General features: G+C 63.7%; 23 protein-coding genes. 16 read left to right on the top strand and 7 right to left on the bottom strand.

The features are described from left to right. The first annotated feature begins 134 nt into the window (after positions 1 to 134). From rpmI to FZF13_RS08435, 8 genes are all read left to right on the top strand, one after another. On the top strand, positions 135 to 338 hold the full coding sequence (rpmI, locus tag FZF13_RS08470; protein ID WP_024924239.1) for a 50S ribosomal protein L35: 204 nt from the start codon (positions 135 to 137) through the stop codon (positions 336 to 338). A 33-nt stretch (positions 339 to 371) separates the two neighbouring features. Continuing rightward, positions 372 to 773: a 50S ribosomal protein L20 gene (gene rplT / locus FZF13_RS08465; RefSeq protein WP_024924238.1), complete on the top strand. Its 402-nt coding sequence runs from the start codon at positions 372 to 374 to the stop codon at positions 771 to 773. Positions 774 to 926: 153 nt separating this feature from the next. Further along, positions 927 to 2024 carry a phenylalanine--tRNA ligase subunit alpha gene (gene pheS / locus FZF13_RS08460; protein ID WP_024924237.1) on the top strand — a complete coding sequence of 366 codons (1098 nt, stop codon included), beginning with the start codon at positions 927 to 929 and terminating at the stop codon, positions 2022 to 2024. Continuing rightward, a complete protein-coding gene (locus FZF13_RS08455) occupies positions 2021 to 2452 on the top strand; it encodes an ASCH domain-containing protein (protein WP_024924236.1) in 432 nt (143 codons plus the stop codon). Before pheS ends, FZF13_RS08455 begins: the two co-directional genes overlap by 4 nt. Continuing rightward, the gene (gene pheT, locus FZF13_RS08450; RefSeq protein WP_024924235.1) at positions 2449 to 4854 is read left to right on the top strand and encodes a phenylalanine--tRNA ligase subunit beta; all 2406 of its coding nucleotides are present in this window, start codon (positions 2449 to 2451) and stop codon (positions 4852 to 4854) included. Before FZF13_RS08455 ends, pheT begins: the two co-directional genes overlap by 4 nt. Positions 4855 to 4868: 14 nt before the next feature. Beyond that, a complete protein-coding gene (locus tag FZF13_RS08445; RefSeq protein WP_024924234.1) occupies positions 4869 to 5711 on the top strand; it encodes an aldo/keto reductase in 843 nt (280 codons plus the stop codon). A gap of 244 nt (positions 5712 to 5955) precedes the next feature. Further along, entirely contained in the window at positions 5956 to 6963 is a 1008-nt protein-coding gene (locus tag FZF13_RS08440; protein ID WP_024924233.1) for a Tim44 domain-containing protein, read from the top strand. 106 nt (positions 6964 to 7069) lie between these two features. Beyond that, on the top strand, positions 7070 to 7672 hold the full coding sequence (locus FZF13_RS08435) for a nucleotidyltransferase family protein (protein WP_024924232.1): 603 nt from the start codon (positions 7070 to 7072) through the stop codon (positions 7670 to 7672). 68 nt (positions 7673 to 7740) lie between these two features. Here the strand turns inward: FZF13_RS08435 and FZF13_RS08430 are convergent, their stop codons facing one another. Then, complete coding sequence (locus FZF13_RS08430; RefSeq protein ID WP_024924231.1) at positions 7741 to 8736, bottom strand: aldo/keto reductase; 996 nt, start codon at positions 8734 to 8736, stop codon at positions 7741 to 7743. Positions 8737 to 8832: 96 nt separating this feature from the next. Here FZF13_RS08430 and FZF13_RS08425 point away from each other — a divergent pair, with 96 nt between their 5' ends. From FZF13_RS08425 to FZF13_RS08405, 5 genes are all read left to right on the top strand, one after another. Next, positions 8833 to 9723, top strand: coding sequence for a LysR family transcriptional regulator (locus tag FZF13_RS08425; protein ID WP_024924230.1), 891 nt, complete (start codon positions 8833 to 8835; stop codon positions 9721 to 9723). A 44-nt stretch (positions 9724 to 9767) separates the two neighbouring features. Continuing rightward, positions 9768 to 10355 (top strand): cytochrome b, encoded by a 588-nt coding sequence (locus tag FZF13_RS08420; protein ID WP_024924229.1) that lies wholly within the window; start codon positions 9768 to 9770, stop codon positions 10353 to 10355. Between the two features lie 72 nt (positions 10356 to 10427). Then, a complete protein-coding gene (locus FZF13_RS08415) occupies positions 10428 to 11009 on the top strand; it encodes a YceI family protein (protein ID WP_024924228.1) in 582 nt (193 codons plus the stop codon). 100 nt (positions 11010 to 11109) lie between these two features. Then, positions 11110 to 12096 (top strand): Gfo/Idh/MocA family protein, encoded by a 987-nt coding sequence (locus FZF13_RS08410; RefSeq protein WP_024924227.1) that lies wholly within the window; start codon positions 11110 to 11112, stop codon positions 12094 to 12096. Positions 12097 to 12164: 68 nt separating this feature from the next. Continuing rightward, positions 12165 to 13823, top strand: a complete 1659-nt coding sequence (locus tag FZF13_RS08405; RefSeq protein ID WP_024924226.1) for an FAD-binding dehydrogenase — start codon at positions 12165 to 12167, stop codon at positions 13821 to 13823. Between the two features lie 33 nt (positions 13824 to 13856). Here the strand turns inward: FZF13_RS08405 and FZF13_RS08400 are convergent, their stop codons facing one another. Continuing rightward, positions 13857 to 14291, bottom strand: a complete 435-nt coding sequence (locus FZF13_RS08400) for an Lrp/AsnC family transcriptional regulator (protein ID WP_024924225.1) — start codon at positions 14289 to 14291, stop codon at positions 13857 to 13859. 127 nt (positions 14292 to 14418) lie between these two features. Here FZF13_RS08400 and FZF13_RS08395 point away from each other — a divergent pair, with 127 nt between their 5' ends. From FZF13_RS08395 to FZF13_RS08385, 3 genes are all read left to right on the top strand, one after another. Continuing rightward, entirely contained in the window at positions 14419 to 17469 is a 3051-nt protein-coding gene (locus tag FZF13_RS08395; protein WP_024924224.1) for an aminotransferase class III-fold pyridoxal phosphate-dependent enzyme, read from the top strand. Between the two features lie 132 nt (positions 17470 to 17601). After that, entirely contained in the window at positions 17602 to 18618 is a 1017-nt protein-coding gene (locus FZF13_RS08390) for an amino acid ABC transporter substrate-binding protein (RefSeq protein WP_024924223.1), read from the top strand. A 233-nt stretch (positions 18619 to 18851) separates the two neighbouring features. Beyond that, the gene (locus FZF13_RS08385; RefSeq protein WP_024924222.1) at positions 18852 to 20261 is read left to right on the top strand and encodes an MATE family efflux transporter; all 1410 of its coding nucleotides are present in this window, start codon (positions 18852 to 18854) and stop codon (positions 20259 to 20261) included. A gap of 16 nt (positions 20262 to 20277) precedes the next feature. On the opposite strand, the gene FZF13_RS08380 is transcribed toward FZF13_RS08385, so the two are convergent. The 5 genes from FZF13_RS08380 to speB all read right to left on the bottom strand — a co-directional run bounded on the left by FZF13_RS08380 (position 20278) and on the right by speB (position 25361). Further along, on the bottom strand, positions 20278 to 21072 hold the full coding sequence (locus FZF13_RS08380; protein ID WP_024924221.1) for an ABC transporter permease: 795 nt from the start codon (positions 21070 to 21072) through the stop codon (positions 20278 to 20280). Beyond that, positions 21069 to 21923: an ABC transporter permease gene (locus tag FZF13_RS08375; RefSeq protein WP_024924220.1), complete on the bottom strand. Its 855-nt coding sequence runs from the start codon at positions 21921 to 21923 to the stop codon at positions 21069 to 21071. The genes FZF13_RS08380 and FZF13_RS08375 overlap by 4 nt, the downstream gene beginning before the upstream one ends. Next, a complete protein-coding gene (locus tag FZF13_RS08370; protein ID WP_024924219.1) occupies positions 21920 to 22957 on the bottom strand; it encodes an ABC transporter ATP-binding protein in 1038 nt (345 codons plus the stop codon). Before FZF13_RS08370 ends, FZF13_RS08375 begins: the two co-directional genes overlap by 4 nt. 185 nt (positions 22958 to 23142) lie before the next feature. Continuing rightward, the gene (locus tag FZF13_RS08365; protein WP_036253386.1) at positions 23143 to 24231 is read right to left on the bottom strand and encodes an ABC transporter substrate-binding protein; all 1089 of its coding nucleotides are present in this window, start codon (positions 24229 to 24231) and stop codon (positions 23143 to 23145) included. 77 nt (positions 24232 to 24308) lie between these two features. Then, positions 24309 to 25361 carry an agmatinase gene (speB, locus tag FZF13_RS08360; protein WP_024924217.1) on the bottom strand — a complete coding sequence of 351 codons (1053 nt, stop codon included), beginning with the start codon at positions 25359 to 25361 and terminating at the stop codon, positions 24309 to 24311. Positions 25362 to 25445 lie beyond the last annotated feature (84 nt).

Below are 25445 nucleotides of genomic sequence, written 5' to 3'. Positions count from 1 at the left end.
TTGCAGTATAGGGCCGCGTTCCAGAAAAACCGCCCGGCAGGGCATGCCGTGGCGGTTTCATTTGCTTTCCAGGCTTTGGTCGGCCCGGGAACAACAACAAGAGGTGCTTCAAGCCCTCGCAAAGGAGTAGCAAAATGCCCAAGATGAAGACCAAATCCGCTGCCAAGAAGCGGTTCAAGATCACGGCGACCGGCAAGGTCAAGTCGGCTGCGGCCGGCAAGCGCCATGGCATGATCAAGCGCAGCAACAAGTTCATTCGCGATGCCCGCGGCACGATGGTTCTGGCTGAACCGGATGGCAAGAAGGTCATCAAGAATTTTCTGCCGAACGGCCTCTGAGCCCGGCTGCGCCCCAATTAAGGAGATCATGACATGGCACGCGTAAAAAGAGGCGTCACCGCTCACGCCAAGCACAAGAAGGTCCTGAAAGCCGCCAAGGGTTTCTACGGCCGTCGCAAGAACACCATCCGTATCGCCAAGCAGGCGGTCGAGAAGTCGCTGCAGTACGCCTATCGCGACCGCAAGGCTCGCAAGCGCAATTTCCGCGCTCTCTGGGTGCAGCGTATCAACGCCGCTGTCCGCGAGCACGGCCTGACCTATGGCCGCTTCATCGACGGCCTCAACAAGGCTGGCATCGAGATCGACCGCAAGGTCCTGTCCGACATGGCCATCCACGAGCCGCAGGCTTTCGCCGTACTCGTCGGCAAGGCCAAGGTTGCTCTTGAGTACCTCAAGAACACCACCCCGAATGCTTTTGAAAGCGCTGTTGCTTAACCAGCGCCTTCCCAAGCATCACTGACTTGATTTGGGAAACCCGCGCTGGCACGGCTGGCGCGGGTTTTTCTTTTGTCGCGCTCAAAGCAACAACTATGGCTATCCGGTAGCATGAAATCGCTACCGCCTGGTCCCGATCGAAAGAGTCTCATTGTGAACGCCACCGCTGGAAATCTTGAAGTTCTGGAGAGCGCGCTGCTGGCCGAGATCGCCGCCGCCGACGACGAGCAGGCGATCGAGGCCGTGCGCGTCGCCGCGCTCGGCAAGAAGGGTTCCGTCTCGGAGCTTCTGAAGACGCTGGGCGCCATGACTGCCGAGGAGCGGCAGACGAAGGGTCCGGCGATCAACGGCCTGAAGAACCGGGTCTCCGAGGCGCTCGGCGAGCGCAAGGCCGAGCTGAAGAACGCGGCCGTGGCCGCCCGCCTCGTCGCCGAGACGGTCGACGTTACACTGCCCGTGCGCCAGTCGCCGGCCGAGCGCGGCCGCATCCATCCCATCAGCCAGGTTATCGACGAGATTGCCGCCATCTTCGGCGACATGGGCTTTTCCATCGCCGAAGGTCCGGACATCGAGACCGACCACTATAATTTCACCGCGCTCAATTTCCCGGCCGGCCATCCGGCGCGCGAAATGCACGACACCTTTTTCCTGCAGGCGGCCGAGGGCAACGAGGCCAAGCTCCTGCGCACGCACACTTCCCCGGTGCAGATCCACACCATGGAGGCGCAGAAGCCGCCGATCCGCATCGTCATCCCGGGCAAGACCTACCGTATGGATTCGGACGCCACCCACACGCCGATGTTCCATCAGCTCGAAGGGCTGGTCATTGATCGCACGGCCAATGTCGCCAACATGCGCTGGGTGCTGGAAGAGTTCTGCAAGGCCTTCTTCGAAGTGCCGAGCCTGAAGATGCGCTTCCGCCCATCCTTCTTCCCGTTCACCGAGCCGAGCCTCGAGGTCGACATTCAGTGCGACCGCTCCAGGCCGGGCGAAGTGCGCTTCGGCGAAGGCAACGACTGGATGGAGATCCTCGGCTGCGGCATGGTCCATCCCAATGTGTTGCGCGCCGGCGGGCTCGATCCCGACGAATATCAGGGCTTTGCCTGGGGCATGGGCATCGATCGCATCGCCATGCTGAAATATGGCATGCCGGACCTGCGCGCCTTCTTCGATGCGGATGTGCGCTGGCTGTCGCATTACGGCTTCCGCCCGCTCGACATGCCGACGCTGTTCGGTGGCCTCAGCGCATGATTGCGGTCGCCGATGCTTATGCCAATGCCGTGACCTTCGCCTTCGGCGACAGTCCGGAACTGAAGGACGAGCTGCTGGCGCTGGTGCTGGCGGGCCGCAAGACCGCGACCTGCGGCGCGCTGCGCGACTTCGGCGATCACGAACCGGTGCCTGAGGTCGGGCGCCGCGACGTCGTGCTGGACGGCCAGGGCCGCCGGGCGGCCGTCATCGAGACCGTGTCGGTGGAGTTCAGGCGCTTCGACGAAGTTGACGCCGCCTTCGCAGCGGCCGAGGGCGAAGGCGATCTGTCCTATGATTATTGGCGGCAGGCCCACGAGGCTTATTTCGCCCGCAATGGCGGCTTTTCGCCCGACATGATTTTGGTTTGCGAGCGGTTCCGGCTGGTGGAAACGCTCGACCGCAACGACACGAAACGAGTGAACTCATGAAATTCACCCTCTCCTGGCTCAAGGATCATCTCGAAACCGACGCCACGCTGGCCGACATCGTCGAGCGGCTGACCTCGATCGGCCTCGAGGTCGAGGCGGTCGACGACAAGGCGGGATTGAAGCCCTTTGTCATCGCCAAGGTGCTGACGGCCGCGAAACACCCCGATGCCGACAAGCTGCAGGTACTGACCGTCGACACCGGCGCCGGCGCCCCCGTTCAGGTCGTATGCGGTGCGCCCAATGCGCGTGCCGGCCTGATCGGTGCCTTTGCCGCGCCCGGCACCTATGTGCCCGGCATCGATGTCACCTTGTCGGTCGGCAAGATCCGCGGCGTCGAGAGCCACGGCATGATGTGTTCCGAGCGCGAGCTCGAACTGTCGGACGAGCACAACGGCATCATCGACCTGCCGGCCGATGCGCCGGTCGGCACGTCCTTCGCCGCCTACGCGCATCTCGACGATCCGGTCATCGAGATCAACCTGACGCCGAACCATCCCGAAGCGACTGGCGTCTACGGAATCGCGCGCGATCTGGCCGCCTCCGGCCTGGGCAAGTTGAAAACCGCGCCGGTCGAACCGGTTGCCGGCAAGGGCGAAACTCCCGTCACGGTCAGGATCGAAGCGCCAGAGCTTTGCCCTGGCTTCGCGCTGCGTCTGGTGCGCGGCGTCAAGAACGGCCCGTCGCCAAAATGGCTCCAGCAGCGGCTGATCGCTATCGGTCTGAGGCCGATCAACGCGCTGGTCGATGTCACGAACTACATTACTTTCGACCGCGGTCGGCCGCTCCATGTGTACGACCTGAAGAAAGTCACCGGCGATCTGGTGGTGCGAAGGGCGAGGGACGGCGAGAAAGTATTAGCGCTCAACGAGCGCGAATACACGCTGACGCCGGACATGTGCGTCATTGCCGATGACAAGGGCGCCGATTCCATTGCCGGGGTCATGGGCGGCGAGCATACAGGCAGCGACGAGAGCACCACCGACGTGCTGATCGAATCGGCGCTGTGGGACCCCATCGCCACCGCCCGCACCGGCCGCGAACTCGGCATCATAACCGACGCGCGCTACCGTTTCGAGCGCGGCGTCGACCCTGAATTCATGGTGCCTGGCCTCGATCTCGCGACGAGAATGGTGCTCGATCTTTGCGACGGTGAGCCGGCAGCGACCGAGGTGGTCGGTTATGCGGGACATCAGCCGAAGGTCGTCTCCTTCCCGATCTCCGAGGTGAAGCGCCTGACCGGCATCGACGTGCCGAAGGCCGAAAGCCTCGATATCCTCACCCGTCTCGGCTTTGGCGTGAAGGGTGATGGCGATGTGGTTGACGTCACCGTGCCGTCCTGGCGTCCGGATGTCGACGGCAAGGCCGACCTGGTCGAGGAGGTCATGCGCATCCATGGTGTCGACGAGATCTTGCCGCAGCCGCTTTCCAGCCATGGTGTCGTCAACGGCAAGATATTGACCACGCTGCAGATCCGCACCCGCGCCGCCAAGCGTGCGCTGGCGGTGCGCGGCATGATGGAGGCCGTCACCTGGTCGTTCATCCCGGCCAGGCATGCCGAATTGTTCGGCGGCGGTCAGCCCAGCCTCAAACTGGCGAACCCTATCGCCGCCGACATGTCCGACATGCGGCCCTCGCTGCTGCCGGGTCTTGTAGCGGCAGCGCAGCGCAATGCCGACCGCGGCTTTGGCGACGTGGCGCTGTTCGAAGTCTCCGGCACCTATGAGGGCGACACCGCTGAAACCCAGCGCCGCGTTGCCGCCGGCGTGCGCCGCGGCACGGCGAAGCTTGATGGTTCAGGCCGCCACTGGGCCGGTAACGCTCAGGGCGTCGGCGTGTTCGACGCCAAGGCAGACGCCATCGCGGTGCTGGAAGCCTGCGGTGCACCAGTCGACCGGCTGCAGATCGAGACGGGTGCGCCGTCCTGGTATCATCCGGGTCGCTCCGGCGTCATCAAGCTCGGCCCCAAGGTGGTGCTCGGCCATTTCGGCGAGTTCCATCCAGGCACGTTGGAAGTGCTCGACGCCTCCGGCCCGCTCTGCGGCTTCGAAGTGTTCGTCGACGCCATCCCGGAGCCTAAGGCCAAGCCGACCCGCACCAAGCCGAAGCTGGAGCTTTCTGCCTTCCAGGCGGTAAAGCGCGACTTCGCCTTCGTCGTCGACAAGACGGTCGAGGCCGGCACGCTGACGCGCGCAGCACTGGCCGCCGACAAGAAGCTGATCACCGGCGTGTCCGTCTTCGACGTGTTCGAAGGGGCGGCGCTGGGCGCCGGCAAGAAGTCGATCGCCATCGAGGTCTCGATCCAGCCGGTGGAAAAGACGCTGACCGACGAGGATTTCGAAGCGCTCGCCAAGCGCGTCGTCGAAAACGTCGCCAAGCAGACCGGGGGCGTGCTGCGCACCTAAGCAAGGAGAAAAAGATGCCGGCGATCCGCACCACGCGCCTTCCCGCCGGCATCGATGTTCCAGTGCTGGGGCAAGGCACCTGGCATATGGGCGAGGATAAGCGCCGCCCTGCCGACGAAGTGGCGGCGCTACGGCTCGGCCTCGATCTCGGCCTGAGCCTGATCGACACGGCGGAAATGTATGCTTCGGGCGGTGCCGAAGAGGTGGTGCGCGAAGCGATCGCCGGCCGTCGCGATGAAGTCTTCCTGGTCTCCAAGGTGCTGCCGTCGAATGCCTCGCGCCAGCGCACCATTGCTGCCTGCGAGGCCAGCCTGAAGCGGCTCGGCACCGACCGTATCGATCTTTACCTGCTGCATTGGCGCGGCGGCGTGCCGCTGGCCGAAACGGTCGAGGCTTTCGAGACCCTCCAGGCTGCCGGCAAGATCGGCCATTGGGGCGTCAGCAATTTTGACACCGACGATATGCGCGAACTGGCCGGCGTGCCTAGCGGCGCCGGCGTGCAGACCAACCAGGTGCTCTACAATCTGGAAAGTCGCGGTATCGAGTTCGACCTTTTGTCGGCCTCGCAACGCGCGGGTATCCCAGTGATGGCCTATTCGCCGATCGGCCAGGGTGGGTTCGTGAGCGACGACAGGCTTGCCGCGATCGCAAGACGTCACGGCGTCAGCACCACGCAGGTGGCGCTGGCCTGGGTCCTGCGCCACGAGGGCGTCATCGCCATCCCGAAGGCGGTACGGCCGGAACATATCCGCGCCAATCGTGCCGCAGCCGACTTGCGATTGACCGCCGCCGACCTAGCGGAACTCGACGCCGTCTTCCCGCCGCCGCGCCGCAAGACGCCGCTGGAGATGATCTGAGGTCGAGTGCGTTTCTGGTGCTTGCCGGACAATCGCCGCTCTCGCGAATGGCTGGCTTCTGCCAAGGCGAGATTGTCGCGGCGATTTCTTCGCACGAGCTCTTGCAAACCGCATCGGCGGCTCCCACATCCCGAGCGCGGACCGGGCCCCTCTGACGTTTGCGCTATGCGCGATCGTGATGTCGGACCGCTTAACTGGGCCCGCTTAGCAAGTCACCGGAGCGGGTTGGTGGGAGAAGGACCCGATGATCTCTGGAAAGACCCGTGCCTTTGCACTCTTGGCCACGTTCGTGATGGCCTTCACCCTGGTATCCACTGATTTTGCCGATGCACGGCGCGGCGGCAGTTTTGGCAGCCGCGGCACGCGTACGTTCCAGTCGGCACCGGCCACGCGCACTGCGCCGAACCCGACCGCTCCGGTCGAGCGCAGCATGACGCCCAATACCGGGCCGACCGCGACCACCCGGCAGCCGCAGCCAGGAATGGTCCAGCAACAGCGCCCCGGCCTCTTCGGTGGTCTTGGCGGTTCGTTGATGCGCGGCATTCTGATCGGCGGCCTGTTCGGCGCGCTGCTGGGTTATGGTTTCGGCGGCATGGCCGGCGCGCTTGGCTTCATCGTGCAGCTTCTGCTGGTCGGCCTCTTGGTGATGCTGGCTCTGCGCTTCTTCCGTTCGCGTGCCGCGCCGGCAACGGCCGCGGGACCAGCCATCGGCGGCTCCGACCCGCGCGACGCGTTCGGACGCACCGCAAATCGCGACGCGCATGACGAGGCTCCGGCGGGCAACGGCCGGGCTGGCTCGTTCAGCATTCCAGGTTTTGGAACGCAGCCCGCAGCGCAGCCGCAGGACATCGAGCTGACCAAGGACGACCTCGACGTGTTCGAGCGCATGCTGGGTGAAGTCCAGACCGCCTTCGCAAAGGAGGACCATGCAGGATTGCGCCGGCTGACCACGCCGGAGATGGTCTCCTACTTCTCGGAGGAACTGGCCGAGAATGCCCAGCACGGGCAGCGCAACGATGTTACCGACGTGCATCTGGTTCAGGCCGACGTCGCCGAAGCTTGGCGCGAGGATGGTCAGGATTACGCCACGGCCGCCTTCCGTTATGAGTCCATCGACGTGATGCGTGATCGGACGACCGGCAAGGTGGTGAAGGGCGACGAGAAGCCAACCGAAACGACGGAGCTGTGGACCTTCACCCGCCCGCGCAACGGCGACTGGAAATTGTCCGCGATCCAGGAAGCATCCGCCTAGACCCCAATCCCGATAGTCCCTGCGGCCCGCGAAATCTCGCGGGCCGCAGCCTTTTCGATAGGGTAGCGCGTTGCCCGAAGCATCGAATCGCCGTCATGTCGGGCGCATGAACCATCTGCGTCATTCCGGCCTGCCCTTTGCCGAGCAGGTGGCCGCGCTGGACTTGATCTTGCGGGCCGATCCGATCGTGTGGGAAGCGCTTGAACGCGCACGCGATCTCGACCTGCCGGACGGGATGATCGTCTCCGGCGCCATCTACAATACGGTGTGGAACAGCTTGACCGGCCGGCCGGCCGGCTATGGCATCAAGGACATCGACCTCTTCTATTGCGATGGCTCCGATCTTTCCTATGACGCCGAGGATGTCATCATCCGCCGTGCGACTCGGCACTTCGCGGGCTTGCCGCTTCCGGTCGAGGTCCGCAATCAGGCCCGCGTGCATCTTTGGTATCCGGATCGTTTCGGCCGGACCTGCCCTGCTTATCGTTCGAGCGCTGAACCCCTCGACCATTTTGCGTCGCGAACACACTCGGTCGGCGTGCGGCTGACCTCGACCGCCACGCTCGCGGTAACGGCGCCCTTCGGTCTCGACGATATCTTTTCCTTCCGCATTGTGCCGAACCGCGTCACGGACAATCGCGAAACCCATGAGGCGAAGGGCAGGCGCGCCGTGGCATTGTGGCCCGAGCTCAGTGTCATGCCCTGGTGACGTCTTTGCACCCGGCATGAGAAAAAGGGCGCCGAAGCGCCCCTCTCATTTCCAAATTTCAGTTCTGCCTAGCCGTTGACCAGCGCGAAGCCCGCTTCCGTATAACGCTTGCCAATCACCTTGTCGGGCGACAGCGCATTGCCGATCTCGGCGACTTCGGTCTCGCTAAGCGCGATGCCCGCCGCAGCGGTATTCTGTTCCAGGTGACCGATTTTGCGCGCACCGGGGATCGGCACGATGAAGTCATCCTGGTGCAGCACCCATGCGAGTGCCAGCTGCGCGGCGGTGACGCCCTTTTCCGCCGCGAAACGCTCCAGCGTCGCCACCACCTTCGCGTTGGCATCCATGGCCTCCGGCTGGAAGCGCGGCAAGGTCAGGCGCCAGTCGTCATTGCCCAGTTCATCCGGCTTGCGGATCGCGCCGGTCAGCAGGCCGCGCCCGAGCGGGCTGTAGGGTACGAAGCCGATGCCGAGTTCGCGGCAGACATCGAGGACACCCTGCTCCGGATCGCGGCTCCACAGCGAATACTCGCTTTGCACGGCGGCGATCGGGTGCACGGCGTGCGCGCGCCGCAAGGTGGCGGCGCTCACTTCCGAAAGACCGAGCGCTCGCACCTTGCCTTCCTTCACCAGTTCCGCCATCGCGCCGACCGTGTCTTCGATCGGTACGTTGGGATCGACACGATGCTGGTAATAAAGGTCGATCACGTCGGTATCCAGCCGGCGCAGCGAAGCCTCGGCCACCGCCTTGGCATGTTCGGGACGGCTGTCAACGCCGGCGATGCGTTCGGCGCCCTTGCCGGTCTCGGAGATCTTGAAGCCGAACTTCGTGGCGATCTTCACCCTGTCGCGGACCGGCTTCAGCGCCTTGCCGAGCAGGATTTCATTTTCGTAGGGACCGTAGACCTCCGCCGTGTCGAAGAAGTCGACGCCGATGTCGACGGCACGGTGCAGTGTCGCGATGGCATCGGCTTCTTCCTGCCCGCCATAGGCAAAGCTCATGCCCATGCAGCCGAGGCCGACGGGAAAGACAGTCAATTCAGTTCCGAGTTTGCGCTTTTGCATCGCGGTTCTCCTTGTTGCGATGCGATGGAAATAGCGCCTTGCTAGGTGTTCGATAACGAGTGCATAATCGCACGATCTATTCTAAAGTTTAGAACAATGGATCGAACGCATTTCGCCCAGCTGGCCGTTCTGGCCGCCGTTGCCGACAAGGGCAGCTTTCGTGGCGCCGCCAGGGATCTGGCCATCGCGCCGTCAGCGGTGAGCCATGCGGTTTCCAGCCTGGAGGCCCGTCTCGGCGTGCGGCTGCTCGCGCGCAGCACACGCTCGGTCGCGCCTACCGAGGAAGGAGCCCGGTTGCTAGAGCGCCTGCGGCCGGCCCTTTCCGAAATCGATCTGGCGCTGGAGGCGGCCGTCGAGGTACGCGACCGGCCGGCCGGCAATTTGAGACTGACCGTGCCTCGAACCGCCTTGAAGCTGGTGCTGTCTCCCAAGCTTGCCGCCTTTACGCTGGCCTATCCCGATATCGTTCTCGACATTGCCATCGAGGACCGTTTCACCGACGTGGTCGAGGGTGGCTTCGATGCCGGCGTGCGTCTTGGCGAAAGCCTGCAGCAGGACATGGTCGCCGTGCGTATCGGTCCGCAAATCCGCAGTGCGGTCGTTGGCGCACCTTCCTATTTCGCGACGATGCCCAAACCGCGACACCCTCGCGACCTTTTGGAGCATCGTTGCATCCGCTTCCGGTTTTCCAGCGGCGTGCTCTATCGCTGGGAATTCGCCAGAGGCGGCGAGGAGATCGAACTGCCTGTGCAAGGGCCGTTGATCCTCGGTATCGACGATTCGATTGTCCAGGCGGCCGTCGACGGCGCCGGCCTTGCCTTCGTCTTCGAGGACTATGTCGAGGACACACTGGCATCCGGCGCGCTCGTGCGCGTCCTGGAAGACTGGTGCCCACCCTTCGACGGTTTCTACGTCTACTATCCAAGCCGCCGTCAGATGCGTCCGGCGCTCCGCGCTTTCGTCGACTTTTTTCGCTGGCGGGAGTAGCCTGCCTGGTGGAAGAACGGCGATGCGACGGTCGTTTGCAAGCCATGACGTCCTTAATCCGAAACACACCGACCCGTTACGGCTGGATCACGATCCTGCTGCACTGGACCGTTGGCGTGCTGTTCATCGCTCAGTTGGCGCTTGGGATCGTCATGACGAAATTGTCGAGCCAGCGTACCGCCTTCGAACTGATCCAGTTGCACAAATCGCTCGGGTTCCTGCTCCTCGGCGTTGTGGTGTTGCGGCTGGGTTGGCGGCTGACGAGTATGATGCCTGAACTGCCCGCCGGCACGGGGCGGCTCGAACGGCTAGTGGCACCGATCGCTCACTTCGCGCTTTACGCGCTGCAACTCGCCTTGCCCCTCACTGGCTGGGCGCTGGTCTCGGTCTCGGTGCTGGAAATTCCCAGCATGCCCTTCGGTCTGTTCGTCATGCCAAACCTGCCGTTCGGCTCCTCTGAGGCCGCCGAGAATTTCTGGACGGCGACGCATGCCTATCTCGCTTACGTCGGCATGGCGCTGATTGGGGTGCATGTCCTGGCCGCGCTGCATCACCATTTCTGGCGGCGGGATAGTGTTCTGGTCCGCATGATTTCGCCTTCACGCCGGTGTGATGGCCGCAAGTCGGAATAGGCGCCGGCGACGAGGCGTTGACATGTCGAATGCCGCCGGCCTGCTGGTCGGGCGGCCATGGAGGAAACTCTCATGCGAACCCGCAGTCTGGCTATCGCGGCGATCGCCACGGCTGCGGTCGCCATATCCGCCGCCCATGCTGCCATATCGCTCGGTGAAGCCGCCGGCCGCTACACCATCAGCCAGGCCGGTTCGAACATCCGCTTTTCGATCGGCAAGGCCGGCGGCGGCAGCCTCGCCGGCGCTTTCGCCCACTTTTCCGGTAACATCAGGATCGACCGTGGCGATGCCGGCCACTCGGAAGTCGATATCACCATCTTCCCGGCCAGCGTCACCACTGGCGAGCAGCGCATCGATGCTTTCCTGCGTTCTGACGCCGTCTTCGACGCGGCCAATTCACCGGAAATCCGCTTCCGTTCGGATAGCGTAAGGCGGACCGGCGACACCTCCGCATTGATCACCGGCAGCTTGACGGCGCGGGGTCGGACAATGCCGGAAAAGTTCGTTGCCGAACTCAAATCATCGGGCGCCGGCGGTATCCAGTTCCATGTCACCGGCAAAGTGCTGCGCTCGCGCTATGGTATGGATGTCGGCACGCCGCTCTATTCCAACGTCGTCGATTTCGACATGATGCTTGCCGGCCGGCGCGGTTAGATTCTGCTCCTGGCCTGTTGCGACCCACCCCAACGGCACTGGCTTTTCGCTGCGTTTCGGGCAAATCTCGCCACCGTCGAATCTTGTAAGGCGAGGCCCGATGTTCCGGTGGGGAGTGTTGTCGACGGCGAAGATCGGGCGCGAGCAGGTGCTGCCGGCCATTGCCGATTCCGAAAATGGCGTGCTGACGGCAGTTGCCAGCCGCGACGTCGCCAAGGCGAGGGCCCTGGCTGACCGGTTCGGCGCGCCGCATGCCTTCGGCTCTTATGACGAGTTGCTGGCTTCGCCGCATATCGACGGCGTCTACATTCCGTTGCCGACCTCGCAGCATGTCGAATGGACCGCCAAGACGATCAAGGCCAAGAAGCATGTCCTGGTGGAAAAGCCCTTGGCCCTCGATGCAAAAGACATCCTGCCGCTGATCCAATTGCGCAACCAGCACAATGTGCTGGTGTGCGAGGCGTTCATGGTGATCTACCACCCGCAGTGGATCAAGGTGCGCGATCTGATCGCCAACGGTGCGATCGGCCGCTTGCGCCATGTCCAGGGCGCGTTCACCTATTTCAACGTCGACCCGACCAACATGCGCAACCAGCTTGCGCTGGGTGGCGGCGGCCTGCTGGATATCGGCGTCTACCCGACGGTGGCGACACGGTTCACGACCGACAAGGAACCGCTGCGCGTCCAGGCCAGCATCGAGCGCGACAAGGCGTTCGGCACGGACGTCTATTCCTCGGTACGCGCCGATTTCGGCGACTTCGAACTGTCCTTCTACGTCTCGACGCAGATGGCCGGGCGCCAGTCGATGGTGTTCCACGGCGACGCGGGTTTCATCGAAGTGGCCGCGCCTTTCAATGCTGGCGCTTACGATCATCATCGTATCGAGCTGCACAACCACAACCATACCGAGGCCCAGATATTCCGCTTTCCGGGCACGCAGCAGTATCGGCTCGAAGCGGAGGCTTTCGCGCGCGCGGCGCGCGGCGGCAAGGATCGCGTGTTCACGCTGGAAGAATCCGTGTCGAACCAGAAGGTCATCGACGCAATCTTCCGCGCTGGCGACAAAGACGGCTGGGAGACGGTCTGACGACGACACGCGACGGCCGGCCGGGATGGAGAACGGGCTGGGCGTAGGCGCTGGATGGGAGGGGAACGATGGCCTACGACGCAGATGTCATCATCGTCGGTGCCGGCCTTGCCGGGCTGGTTGCCGCTGCCGAACTCGCTGAGGCGGGCAAGAAGGTCATCATCGTCGACCAGGAGCCGCGGCAATCGCTCGGTGGGCAGGCCTTCTGGTCGTTTGGTGGCCTGTTCCTGGTCGATTCGCCCGAACAGCGGCGCATGCGCATCCGCGATTCCCACGATCTCGCACTCGAGGACTGGCTGGGGACGGCCGCCTTCGATCGTCCCGAGGATCATTGGCCGCGCGAATGGGCCAAGGCCTATGTCGGCTTCGCCGCCGGCGAGAAACGCGCCTGGCTTTCCGAACGCGGCATCAAGTTCTTTCCCGTCGTCGGCTGGGCCGAGCGCGGCGGCGGCAATGCGGTGGGGCACGGCAATTCGGTGCCGCGCTTCCACGTCACCTGGGGCACGGGCCCGGGCGTGCTGGAACCTTTCGTCCTGAGGGTGCGCGAGGCCGAGAAGCAGGGGCTGATTACCTTCAAATTCCGTCATCGCGTCAGCGAGCTGACGAAAAGCGGCACGGCGATCGATGGCGTACGCGGCGAGGTTCTGGAGGAAAGCAGCGTCGAGCGCGGTCATAAGAGCGCGCGCACTGTCGCCGGCGATTTCGCCTTCAAGGCGCAAGCCGTCATCGTGGCTTCCGGCGGCATCGGCGGCAATCACGATCTGGTCCGTAGGAATTGGCCGGAGCGGCTCGGCAAGGCGCCGAAACGCATGATCACCGGCGTGCCCGACTATGTCGACGGGCGCATGCTGGCAATCACCGAAAGCGCCGGCGGCTCGATCATCAACCGCGACCGCATGTGGCACTATGTCGAAGGTATCAGGAACTGGGCGCCGATCTGGACCGATCACGCCATCCGCATCCTGCCCGGCCCGTCGTCGATCTGGCTGGACGCGCGCGGCAAGCGGCTGCCGGTGCCGCTCTATCCCGGTTTCGATACGCTGGGCACGCTCGCCCATATCATGAAGACCGGCTTCGACTATTCATGGTTCATCCTGACCGAGAAGATCATCCGCAAGGAGTTCGCGCTTTCAGGCTCCGAGCAGAACCCCGATCTGACCAACAAGAGCTGGCGCCAGGTGATCGGGCGCGCCACCTCCGGCATTCCGGGGCCGGTAAAAGCCTTCCTCGACAAGGGCGAGGACTTCATTGTCGAGCGCGAATTGCCGGCATTGGTTGCGCGCATGAACGGGCTGGCCGGCGGCGAACCCTTGCTTGATATCGGCCAGGTGGAGCGCGAAATCCGGGCGCGCGACATGCAGCTCGACAATCCGTTCTCCAAGGACATGCAGGTGATGGCACTGCGCGGCGCGCGCAATTATCTCGGCGACAAGCTGATCCGTACCGCCAAGCCGCACAAGATACTCGATCCCGCCAACGGACCGCTGATCGCGGTGCGGCTGAACATCCTCACCCGCAAGACATTGGGCGGCTTGCAGACCGATCTCGACAGCCGTGTGCTGGGTGCGGACGGCCAACCGGTCGAGGGCCTTTATGCCGTTGGCGAGGTGGCCGGTTTCGGCGGCGGCGGTGTGCATGGCTATGCCGCGCTCGAAGGCACCTTCCTCGGCGGCTGCATCTTCTCGGGCCGCGGCGCCGGCCGCGCTACCGCCAAGGGCGTGCGTTGACAAATCACCGTCGCGACGGGGCTGGCCAGGTGGTCAGATACGATCGATATCGCGCCTGAGCACGATCAGCGAAGTCAGGTCCTCGACGCTCTGGTGCGAGGCGATCAGATCGCGCAGCGTGTTCAGCCGGTCGATGGACGGCACTTCCACCTCGACGACGAGGTCGACCTGGCCGGAGATGGAGGATACGCGCCTGACCTCGGGATGACGCGCCAGTTGGTCGAGCATACCGATGGACGGTGTGCGCACCAGCGTCACCATCAGGAAGGCGAAAACCTGGTTTTGCTCCAGTTGCCCGATATCGGCGCGATAGCCGCGGATGACACCGCTTTTTTCAAGCAGCGCCACGCGTTCGCTGGTGGCGCTGCGCGAGAGCCCGATCCTTGCAGCCAGCGTCTTGAGCGGAATGCGCGCCTCCTTCGAGAGGATCGCGAGGATGTCCCGGTCCTTGGCGTCGAGTTCCTTCATGGCCGATTTCCATGCGCCGTTAATGTGCCGGTCGAAGCAGGCATAGTGCCGGTCCAACCGACGTTTTGCCAGATGCCCGGTTTTTCGGCGCGTGCCAAGCTCCATCAAGATCAAATCCGGACCTGCGATGACCAACATTACCCACCCGGCACCCAATTTCTCCCTGGTCGAGGCGAGGGCGCTCGCGGCGAGTCATTTCGGTGTGACCGGTTCGGTTGGTAACCTCGACAGCGAGCGCGACCAGAACTTCAGGCTGGCCTCCGAAGAGGGCGACTGGATCCTGAAGGTCGTCAACGCCAGCGAACCGCGCAGCGAAAGCGAGTTCCAGACCGCGCTGCTCGATCATCTTGCGCGTACCGGCGCCAATCTCGCTGTCCCGACGCTCAGGAAGACGCTGGACAACACCACGCTGGCTTTTGCCGCGGATAGCAATGGCGCAAAGCACGCGTTGCGGCTGGTTTCGTGGCTGCCTGGCAAGCCGCTGGCCGAAGCGGAACGCACGCCTGAAACTCTCGACAGCCTTGGCCGCGCGCTCGGCCGGCTCGATCGTGCCTTGCAGGGCTTCATTCACCCGGGCGCGTTGCGCAGCTTCGACTGGGACATCCGCCGTGCCGGTGCCTCGCGCCGTCGCCTGGAGCATGTGCTCGATGCGAATGACCGCGCGCTGCTCGAGCGTTTCCTCGACCGCTTCGACGCCGAAGTTGCACCGCGCCTGCCGGCATTGCGCGCGCAGGTCATCCACAACGACGCCAACGACTGGAACGTGCTGGTCGATGCCGACGATCAGGCCCACGTCGTCGGCCTCATCGATTTCGGCGATGCCCTGCATGCGCCGCTGATCGCGGAAGTCGCGGTTGCCTGCGCCTATGCCATTCTCGATACCGAGGACCCGATCGGCGCCGCGGCCAAACTCGCTGCCGGCTTCCACGCCGAATATCCGCTGCGCGAGGAAGAGGTGGACCTCCTCTTCGACCTGATCGCGATGCGGCTGGTTACCAGCGTCACATTGTCGGCGCTGCGCCGGCAGCAGACCGGCGACAATCCCTATCTGGCGATCAGCGAGGCGCCGGCCTGGCGCATGCTGCGCCGGCTCGATGCGATGAACCCGCGTTTCGCAACGGCGATCCTGCGCCACGCCTGCGGCTTCGATGCGGCACCCGGCGCTCGCTCGCTCGCTGCCTGGATTTCCACCAACCGCAAGCAACTTGTCCCGATCCTCGATCGCCATCCGGCGACGCTGGTCAAGGCGCTGGTTCCTTATGGCGACCCGCAGCACCCGATGACGGTCGCCTCGGCGGCCGAGCAGCCGGCGAAAGCTAGTGCCTGGTGGGATGCTTATAGCGCCGAAAACAACATCGAGCTCGGGATTGGTCCGTGGGGCGAGGCGCGCACGGTCTATGCCAGCGACATGTTCCGCTCGCGTTTCATCGAAGGCGTGCGTCGCATCCATCATCTCGGCCTCGACCTGTTCATGCCGGCCGGAACCAGGGTCCGCACGCCGCTCGCCGCCACGGTGAATAGCGTCGAGATCGAAGAAGACCGGCTGGGTTACGGCTGCCTGGTGGCGCTGGAACATCGGCCGGAAGGCTGTCCGCCCTTCGTGACGCTGTGGGGGCATCTCGCGCATGAGGCGATGTCGCGGCTGAAGCCGGGTCAGCGCCTGGAAGCCGGCGCTATCGTCGGCGAGATGGGCGTTGCCGCCGAGAACGGCGGCTGGGCGCCGCATCTGCATTTCCAGATATCGGCGGACCCGCAGCTTGCCGCGCGTGACATTCTGGGCGTCGGCGAGGCGCGCTATCTCGAGGTTTGGCGCGAGCTCTTCCCTGATGCCGCCGAACTCGCCGGTATCCCGCCGGAGACATTCGTGCAGACCGGCCGCACTCGCCCCGAGATCGTGGCTGCGCGCAAGACCGCGCTGTTGCCGAACCTGTCGATCTCCTACTCGCAACCGATCAAGTTTGTGCGCGGCGAGGGTCCTTGGCTGATCGACGACCGTGGTCGCGCCTATCTCGACTGCTTCAACAATGTCTGTCATCTCGGCCACGCCCATCCCGACGTGGTTGAGGCGATTGCCCGGCAGGCGGCGAAGCTCAACACCAACACGCGCTATCTGCACGATGCGATCGTCACCTACGCGGAACGCCTCACAGCGACGCTGCCCGAGGGGCTTTCGGTGGCGTCCTTCGCCTGCTCCGGCAGCGAGGCCAACAGCCTGATGCTGCGCATGGCGCGCACCCATACCGGCCGCTCCGACGCCATCGTGCTCGACTGGGCTTATCATGGCACGACGCAGGAGCTGATCGACCTCAGCCCGTACAAATACAAGCGCAAGGGCGGAAAGGGTCGGCCGGCGCATGTCTTCGAAGCGGTCATTCCCGACAGCTATCGCGCGCCGGGCGACTGGCCGGCCGAAGAACACGCCAGACGCTTCGCCGAAAGCATCGCCGAGCAGATCGCGGCAATGGCCAGCCAGGGTCGCGCCCCGGCACTGTTCATGGCGGAATCGATCCCCAGCGTCGCTGGTCAGGTATTCCTGCCGGAAGGTTACCTGAAGGAAGTCTACGCCTTGGTCCGCGCCGCCGGCGGCGTCTGCGTGGCCGACGAGGTGCAGGTCGGTTTCGGCCGTGTCGGCACGCATTGGTGGGCGTTCGAGACGCAAGGGGTGGTGCCCGACATCGTCACCATGGGCAAGCCGATCGGCAACGGCCATCCGATGGCGGCTCTGGTCACCACCAAGGAGATCGCCACCTCCTTCAACAACGGCATGGAGTATTTCAACACCTTCGGCGGCAACCCGGTGTCCTGCGCAGCAGGGCTGGCGGTGTTGGACGTGATCGAGCGAGACGGTCTGCGCCAGAACGCGGCCGAGGTCGGCACCTATCTCATGGACCGTTTCCGTGAATTGCAGGCGCGCTACGACATCATCGGCGACGTTCGCGGCATGGGCCTTTTCCTCGGCATCGAGCTGGTCGAGGACCGCAAGACCAAGGCTCCAGCAACCGCACTCGCCCGCCGCATCAATGACGGTGTCCGGGCGCGCGGCGTGCTGATCGGCACGGAGGGGCCACACGACAATGTGCTCAAGATGCGTCCTCCGATGATCTTCAGCCGTGCCAATGCCGATCATCTGGTGAGCGCTCTGGACGAGACCTTCGCAGCGGTGCTGGCCGAACGTTAGCCGGTTCGCGACGACAGTTTCGCCTGGCGGCATCGGCCGGCAGGTGAATTCACAGCAGGACAATCGATCAACGCCGGCGCTGCCGTGCCGGCGTCAGGAGAGGCTTTGCCTCGAACAACCAGGGAGGAGAACATGAAGAAACATCTATTCGCAGCGACACTGCTCGCCGGCTCGGCGACAATGGCCGTCCCGGCGGTCGCCGACACGCTGGACATCGTCAAGCAGCGCGGCACTGTCACCTGTGGCGTCAGCCAGGGCGTCGCCGGCTTCTCGGCACCGGATGACGCCGGCAAATGGCACGGCTTTGATATCGATTTCTGTCGTGCCGTTGCCGCCGCTGTTCTGGGCGACCCGGACAAGGTCAGCTTCGTGCCGTTGTCGACCAAGGAGCGCTTCACGGCGCTGCAGTCGGGCACCGTCGATCTGTTGTCGCGCCAGACCACCTGGACCCTGTCGCGCGATGCCGGCATCGGCATCCACTTCGTCGGTACCATCTATTATGACGGCCAGGGTTTCATGGTGCGCAAGGATATCGGCGTGGACAGCGCGCTGAAGCTTTCCGGCGCGACCGTCTGCGCCGAGCAGGGCACCACGACCGAGCAGAACACCGCCGACTATTTCAGCGCCAACAAGCTGAAATACGAACCGGTGGTGATCGATTCCGCCGACGGCATCATCAAGGCCTTCGATACCGGCCGCTGCGACGTCTACACTACCGATGCTTCCGCGCTCTATGCGCAGCGTCTCAAGCTGACCAATCCCGAAGCCTATACCGTGCTGCCGGAGATCATCTCCAAGGAGCCGCTTGGTCCTGCCGTGCGCCAGGCCGACGACAAGTGGTTCAACATCGTGCGTTGGACCCTCTTCGCTCTGCTTGAGGCCGAGGAACTCGGCGTGACGCAGAAGAACGCAGAAGCCGGGCTGGCTTCGCAAAACCCGGCCATCAAGCGCTTCCTCGGTGTCGAGGGCGACAATGGCCAGCAACTGGGGCTCGATCCGCGCTTCGCCTACAACATCGTCTCCAAGGTCGGCAATTACGGCGAGATGTTCGAACGCAATCTCGGCCAGTCGAGCGCGTTGAAGATCGATCGCGGCATCAACAAGCTCTGGAACGCGGGCGGGTTGATGTACGCGCCGCCGCTGCGCTGATCGCGGTTTCTGCCGATATCAATTCCTAAGACCCGCGCAGGATGCCACCTGCGCGGGTTTCTTTTTGGAAGCGCGGTCTTGAACGGTCGCTCTGGATCAATTTTTCGTAGCCACGGGCCCTTGCCAAGGTTCCGGCATTCAACGAAAACCGCAATTCAGCCGGCAACCATCCCGTTTCCGGCCAGACGCGGTTTCCGGCTGATGCCGACGCACCGCAATGGGACGTAGAGACAATGTCCGCGATCGAAGCCGGCGTGAGAGCGCCGGGAAGCCTCTGGCGCTCCGAAATCAAGGCGACGCTGTCGCTTGCTTGGCCGATGGTGCTGACAAATCTCGGCCAGACGGCGATGACGGCCACCGACGTGATGATGATGGGCAGGCTGGGGTCCGACACGCTCGCCGCCGGCGCGCTCGGCTCAAACCTCTATTTCATGCCGTTGATCTTTGGCCTCGGCCTGATGCTGGCCACCTCGCCGATGATGGCGACGGAACTCGGGCGTTTCCGCCATTCAGTGCGCGATGTGCGCCGCACGGTGCGCCAGGGCCTGTGGCTGGCCGTCCTTATCGCCATCCCGGTCTGGATATTCCTTTGGAACGGCGAAAAGATCCTGCTTGCCATGGGGCAGGAGCCGGCGCTCGCCCACCAGGCGGGCATCTATCTGCGCTGGCTGCAGTGGGCTGTGTTGCCCTTCTATGGCTACATCGTGCTGCGCTCCTTCATCTCCGCGCTTGAGCGCCCAGGCTGGGCGCTAGTCATCGTCTTCGTCGCCGTGGCAACCAACGTGCTGCTGAACTGGATGTTCATGTTCGGCAATCTCGGCGCGCCCCGTCTTGGCATTGCCGGTTCCGGACTGGCCACGACCATCTCGTCGGTGCTGATGTTCGTCGGCATGGTGCTCGTGGTGACGCTGGAGAAGAAGTTCCGTCGCTATCACCTGTTTGGCCGTTTCTGGCGACCCGACTGGCCGCGCTTCAAGGCGCTGCTCAAGCTTGGCTTGCCGATTGCCGGTATTCTGGCCTTCGAGGTGACGATCTTCAATGCCGCTGCCTTCCTGATGGGCTTGATCAACGCGCCGTCGCTGGCGGCGCATGCCATCGCCCTGCAGATCGCCTCGATCAGCTTCATGGTGCCGCTCGGTCTCAACCAAGCAGTCACCGTGCGGGTGGGGCTGGCCCATGGCGCCGGTGACCCGGAGGGTGTTACCCGTGCCGGCTGGACCTCCTATGCGATGGGTGTCGGCTTCATGTCGCTGACAGCGCTCACCATGCTGCTTTGGCCGCGCGTATTGATCAGCGGTTTCATCGACGTGGCCGACCCGGTGAACGGTCATGTGGTCGACCTCGCCGTCTCGTTCCTGGCGTTTGCCGCGCTTTTCCAGATCGTCGACGGCGCGCAGGCCGTGGGTGCCGGCATGTTGCGCGGCCTGCACGACACCACCGTGCCGATGATCTACGCGGCGTTCGGCTATTGGGGCGTCGGGCTGCCGCTTGGTGCGCTGCTTGCGTTCCATTTTGGCTTTGCCGGGGTCGGCATCTGGATGGGTCTGTCGACAGGGCTGGCTGTGGTGGCCGTTTTGCTGCTGACCCGCTGGTTGCGTCGCGACCGGCTGCCGGCAAGAACCGGCCCGATCGTGATGCACTGATCCCGGCTTCCCGGGATCAGGTATCCGACGACATCGCTCCAAGCAGCCGGCGGATGTCGCCGAAATAGGCGATCGAGCCGAACACGAACGCCGCGACCGTGACGAAGAAGATCGACACCGCCGCCATGGTCGGCGTGTAGCCGTAGCGCAGCGCGTTGAAAATCTTGATCGGCAATGTCTCGGTGGTGAAGCCGATAGTCATGTAGGCAACGATATATTCGTTGAGCGACAAGACAAAGGCAAAAGCGAAGCCCGAGACCAGATAGGGCAGGATCAGTGGCAACACCACGGTCTTCAGCACGGTACGGTCGTCGGCGCCCATGGTGGAGGCGGCTTCCACCAGCGAACGGTCGATGGACGCGAAGCCGAGCGAAAGCGTGACCAGCGGCAGCGTCACGAAGAAGATCGCATGGCTGATGATGGCCGTATAGAACTGCCCGAACAGGCCGACCGTTGCCCAGAAGCTCAGGAAACCGAGCGCGGTGATGACTGGCGGCAGGATGAAAGGTGCGAGACCAAGCACCTGGAAGATGTTCGCCCAGGGCGCGATGCGCCGCCACAGGAACCAGGCAAGCGGCAGCGCGATGGCAACGGCGATCGCGGCCGAGCAGATAGCCAGCGTGACCGAATGGATCAGCGCCAGCCGCCATTCCGGATCGTTGAAGATCTGCCCGTACCAGGAGAGCGAAAAGCCCTTTGGCGGGAAGGTCAGTTCCTGCTTCTGGTTGACCGAGACGCCAGCGACGACGATCAGCGGCGCGGCCAGGAACAGCGCGACAAGCACGAAATAGAGCCGGCGAAGCACGATCATAGCGCGTTCTCCTTGCGGCCGACGAGCAGCGTGAGGCCGACCAGCGCCAGCGAGATCAGAACCAGGAACACGGCCATGGCGGCGGCGAACGGCATGTTGGACTGGTAGATCGCCTGGTCGGTGATCAGCACCGACAGCGTCCAGTTCGACGGCCTGCCGAGGATCTGCGGCAACAGGTAGGAGCCGAGCGCAAAGACGAAGACCATGATCAGTGTCGCCACGATGGTGTTGCGCAGCGCCGGCGTCACCACGTTGAAGAAGGCACGCACCGGCGAGGCGCCGAGCGTGCGTGCGGCCTCCAGCAAGGTCGGGTCCAACCGCACCAGAGCCGGATAGAGCACCAGGATCGTGTAGGGCAGAGCCTGGTAGACCATACCGGTCAGCACGGCCCAGAAACTCGGCAGCAGCGCCACCGGCTCTTTCATCAGCCCGATGGCGACAAAAAGATTGGTGATGCCGGCCGTGCGGGAAAACAGCGTCGACCAGGCGAAACCGATGATGACTTCCGACAGCGACAGCACCGAAAGCAGTGCGACCAGCCACACTGTCTGCACGGCGCGCGGGCGCTTGGTCAGGAGGTAAGTGAAGGGAAAGGCGATGACCACGCAGCAAACCGCGACCAGGATCGCCAGCATCAGCGAGAAGCCGAGCACCGAACCGAAGAAGGTGGTGAGGAAGCGCGCGTAATTGTCGAACACAAAATCCGGCGTGTAGAAGCCGGACGGATTGCGCTTGAAGAAGCTCACCGCGATCATGATCGAGAACGGCACGACGAAGAAGACGACAAGCATCAGTGCCGGGAAGAACAGCGGTGCGTAGTCGGCGAGCGTTTTCGGGCGTTCGCGCCTCATGGCTGCAGCACCACGCAGCTTTCCGGAGGCAGCACCACGCCGATGGCCTGGCCGACGCTGACATTGGGCCGCTCGCGTGGCGTCGCCACCGCCACGATGGTGGTTCCGCTGGCTTCCACGAAGGTTTCGATGGTGCCGCCGAGATCGCGCACGAAGCTCACCGTTCCGGCAATCGAACCGGCGCCGGGGGCCGAGAAATGAATGTCTTCGGGGCGGATGGAGATGGTGGCTTTGGCCGAGCCGGAGGGCAGGGCGATGCCGGGCACTGCGGAACCCAACACCGTGGTGCGGCCGGCGCTGTCGGTCTCGGCCGGCAACAGATTGGTGATGCCGATAAAATCGGCGACAAACGCATCGGCCGGCTTGCGGTAGATCTCGATGGGCGATGCAGCCTGCAGGATCTTGCCCTTGCCCATGACAACGACGAGGTCGGCCATGGTCATCGCCTCGCGCTGGTCGTGGGTTACGACGACGGTGGTGATGCCAAGGCGTTGCTGCAATTGCCGCAATTCCACCTGCATGGCCTCGCGCAGCTTGGCGTCCAAAGCGGAGAGCGGTTCGTCGAGCAGGAACAGCTTGGGCGACAGCGCCAACGCACGGGCGATCGCCACGCGCTGGCGCTGGCCGCCTGAAAGTTTCGCCACCGGCCGGTCGGCGAAGCCGTTCAGGTGGATCATGGCGAGAAGGTCGTTGACCCGCTTGCGCTGGTCTTCCTTGGAGGCGCCACGGATACGCAAGGCATAGGCGATGTTTTCGCCGACCGTCAGGTGTGGAAACAGCGCCAGCGACTGGAACACCATGCCGAGATTGCGCTTGTGCGTCGGTATGCTGGTAATCTCCTCGCCATCGAGCACGATGGCGCCGCTGGTCGGCTCCTCCAGCCCGGCGATCATCCTGAGCAATGTGGTCTTGCCACAGCCGGACGGGCCGAGCAGGCAGACGAATTTTCCGTGCGGCACGGACAGGCTGACATCGTCGACGGCGGCAAAATCGCCGAACTGCTTGGTGATCGCGTTTATGGACAATCCGGACATGGCGTTATCCTGCTTGGCTGGTCGTGCATGCGGATGTTTCGGTTATCTGGCGTCGGCCGCCTCTTCTGGAGACCGACCGGGCGCCGATAGCAGTCGGGGAGCGAACCCGCCTTGCAGCATAGTATTCGCTCCCCGCCCGAAGGCTATATCCCTTGTTCCCTGCGCTCAGGGAGAGGATGGGAAAATCAGCCGACGATCAACTCGGTCCACTTCTGGTTGATCGCGTCGGCCTTCGACACATAAAGGTCATAGCGCGGAATGATCGGCTCGATGTCGGAAGAGACCGCGGCAAATTCCGCTGCCGTGAGGTCGAGCACCTCGCGCTTCAGCGTCGGCGCAGTGCCGACGTTGCGCGACATCAGCCCCTGGACTTTGGGCTGGCTCATATAGTCGATGAAGAGATGGGCTTCGTCGACCTTCTTCGAGGCGCGCGACAGAACCCAGTTGCCGGAATCCTGGATGCCGCCTTCCTTTGGGAAGGTCGAGCGTACCGGCTGGCCGTCCTTGGCTGCCAGGCCGGTCACATCGTGGTAATACTGGCCCATCGGGATTTCGCCCGACTTCAGCGCCTGCTCGAACTGTGCTTCGTCGCGATACCACAAGCGCACATTCGGCTTCACTTCGGCGAGCTTCGCGAATGCCTTGTCGAGGCCCTCGTCGGTGTCGAGCGCATTGGTGCCGCCCATGAAGGTCTTGGCCGTCACTTCAAGCAGGAAGGAGTTGGAAGCCAGCGCCAGAAGGCCGAGCTTGTCGGCATTGGCCTTGTCCCACAGCGCGTCCCAGGACTTGGGAGCCTCCTTGTAAACATTGGTGTTGGTGACCAGCGTGATATACCAGGCCACCGCGCCGATGCCGGCGACACGGCCATCCGGATATTTGTTGATGAAGCGCGGCAGAAGATCGCCGTAATGTTTGAACTTGGAGGTATCGAGCGGCTGCCAGAGCTCGGTCGACTGGCCTTTCAGCGTCGAGGTCTGCGACATCATTGACAGGTCAGCCGGGGCCTGGCCAGCCTTGGCCGCCTGCTCGAGCTGCACCAGCCACGCCTCGCCGGTCGGTTCGGCCACCGATTCCACGGTGATGCCGGTTGCCTTGGTGAACTCGGGGAAGATGTGCTGGTCGAAAGACTTCTTGAAGTAGCCGCCATAGACGCCGACCTTCAGCGATTTTTCCTGGGCACGCAGGACTGCCGGCATGGCCAGCACGCTCGCAGCAGCAACGCCGGCGCCGAGGACGGTGCGTCGGCTGAGCTTGGTCTTCATGATCTCGGTCATCGATGTTCTCCGTTGTTCCGGTCTTTGCCGGGTTCCCTTATCGTTTTCTTATGCGATAGCGCCATCGTCTGGCGCCATTATCCTTTCAGTGCCGGGCTGAACACCATCAACGACAGGATTTCGAATAGCACCTGTGCGCCGGCGTGCGCCGTATTGGTGGTGGAATCATATTGCGGCGCGACCTCGACGACGTCGCCACCGACGATGTTGAGGCCCTTCAATCCACGCAGGATTTCCAACACTTCGCGCGTGGTCAGTCCGCCAACTTCCGGCGTGCCGGTACCCGGGGCGAAGGCCGGGTCGAGGCTGTCGACATCGAAGGAGACGTAGGTCGGGCCGTCGCCGACGATCTTCCTTGCCTTCTCGATGATGGCCGGGATGCCGAGGCCGGTCACCTCTTCGGCGTGCACGACGGTCATGCCGGATTCGTAGGTGAATTCCCAAAGATATTCGGCCGAGCCGCGAATACCGATCTGGATGGTGCGCGACGGGTCGAGCACCCCGTCCAGCACGGCGTTGCGGAACGGTCCACCGTGATGGAATTTGGTCAGGTCATAGGCGCCGCCCGTGTCGCAATGGGCGTCGATATGGATCATGCCGACCGGGCGGTCCTTGCCGACAGCCTTGAGGATCGGATGGCTGATCGAGTGATCGCCGCCGACGGAAAGCGGGATGACGCCGGCGTCGACGATCTGGCCGACGCGTTTTTCGATGTCGTCATGGCTGAGCTCCAGCCGGTAGCGGCTGCGAAACGGCACGTCGCCGATATCGGCCACCCTGATCTCATGCGTCGGCGCGCATTCGAGCACGTGGTTGTAGGGGCCGATGCGCTCGATCGCGCGCAGGGCGCGCGGGCCGAAACGGGAACCTGGACGATTGGTGACGCCGAGATCCATCGGCACGCCAATCATCGCCACCTGAAGGTCGCCGAAGTCCGGGCTGTCGACGGAAATCTCGCGATAGGGCGCGGAGAGGAACGTAGGTATGCCCGAATAGGGGGCAAGCCGCGTGCCGCTCTTGGAGAATATCTTGTCGGCGACGCGGCGGAATTTCGGATCGAACAACTCGCCGCCATGACTCTCGCCATATTTGCGGCGCAACGCGTCGAGCTTGCCTCGGTCGAAACCCATTCCTGCAACTCCTCCTGGCAGGATGCCGATGTGCCCCAAAGCGGTGCACGAAAGCGTTTCGGCTGCCTGCAATACCGTCTTTTT

This window comes from Mesorhizobium terrae (assembly GCF_008727715.1).
In the GTDB taxonomy this organism is placed as follows: domain Bacteria; phylum Pseudomonadota; class Alphaproteobacteria; order Rhizobiales; family Rhizobiaceae; genus Mesorhizobium; species Mesorhizobium terrae.
The sequence above is the reverse complement of the archived record's forward strand: the minus strand, read 5'-3'. Positions and strand labels throughout refer to the sequence as shown.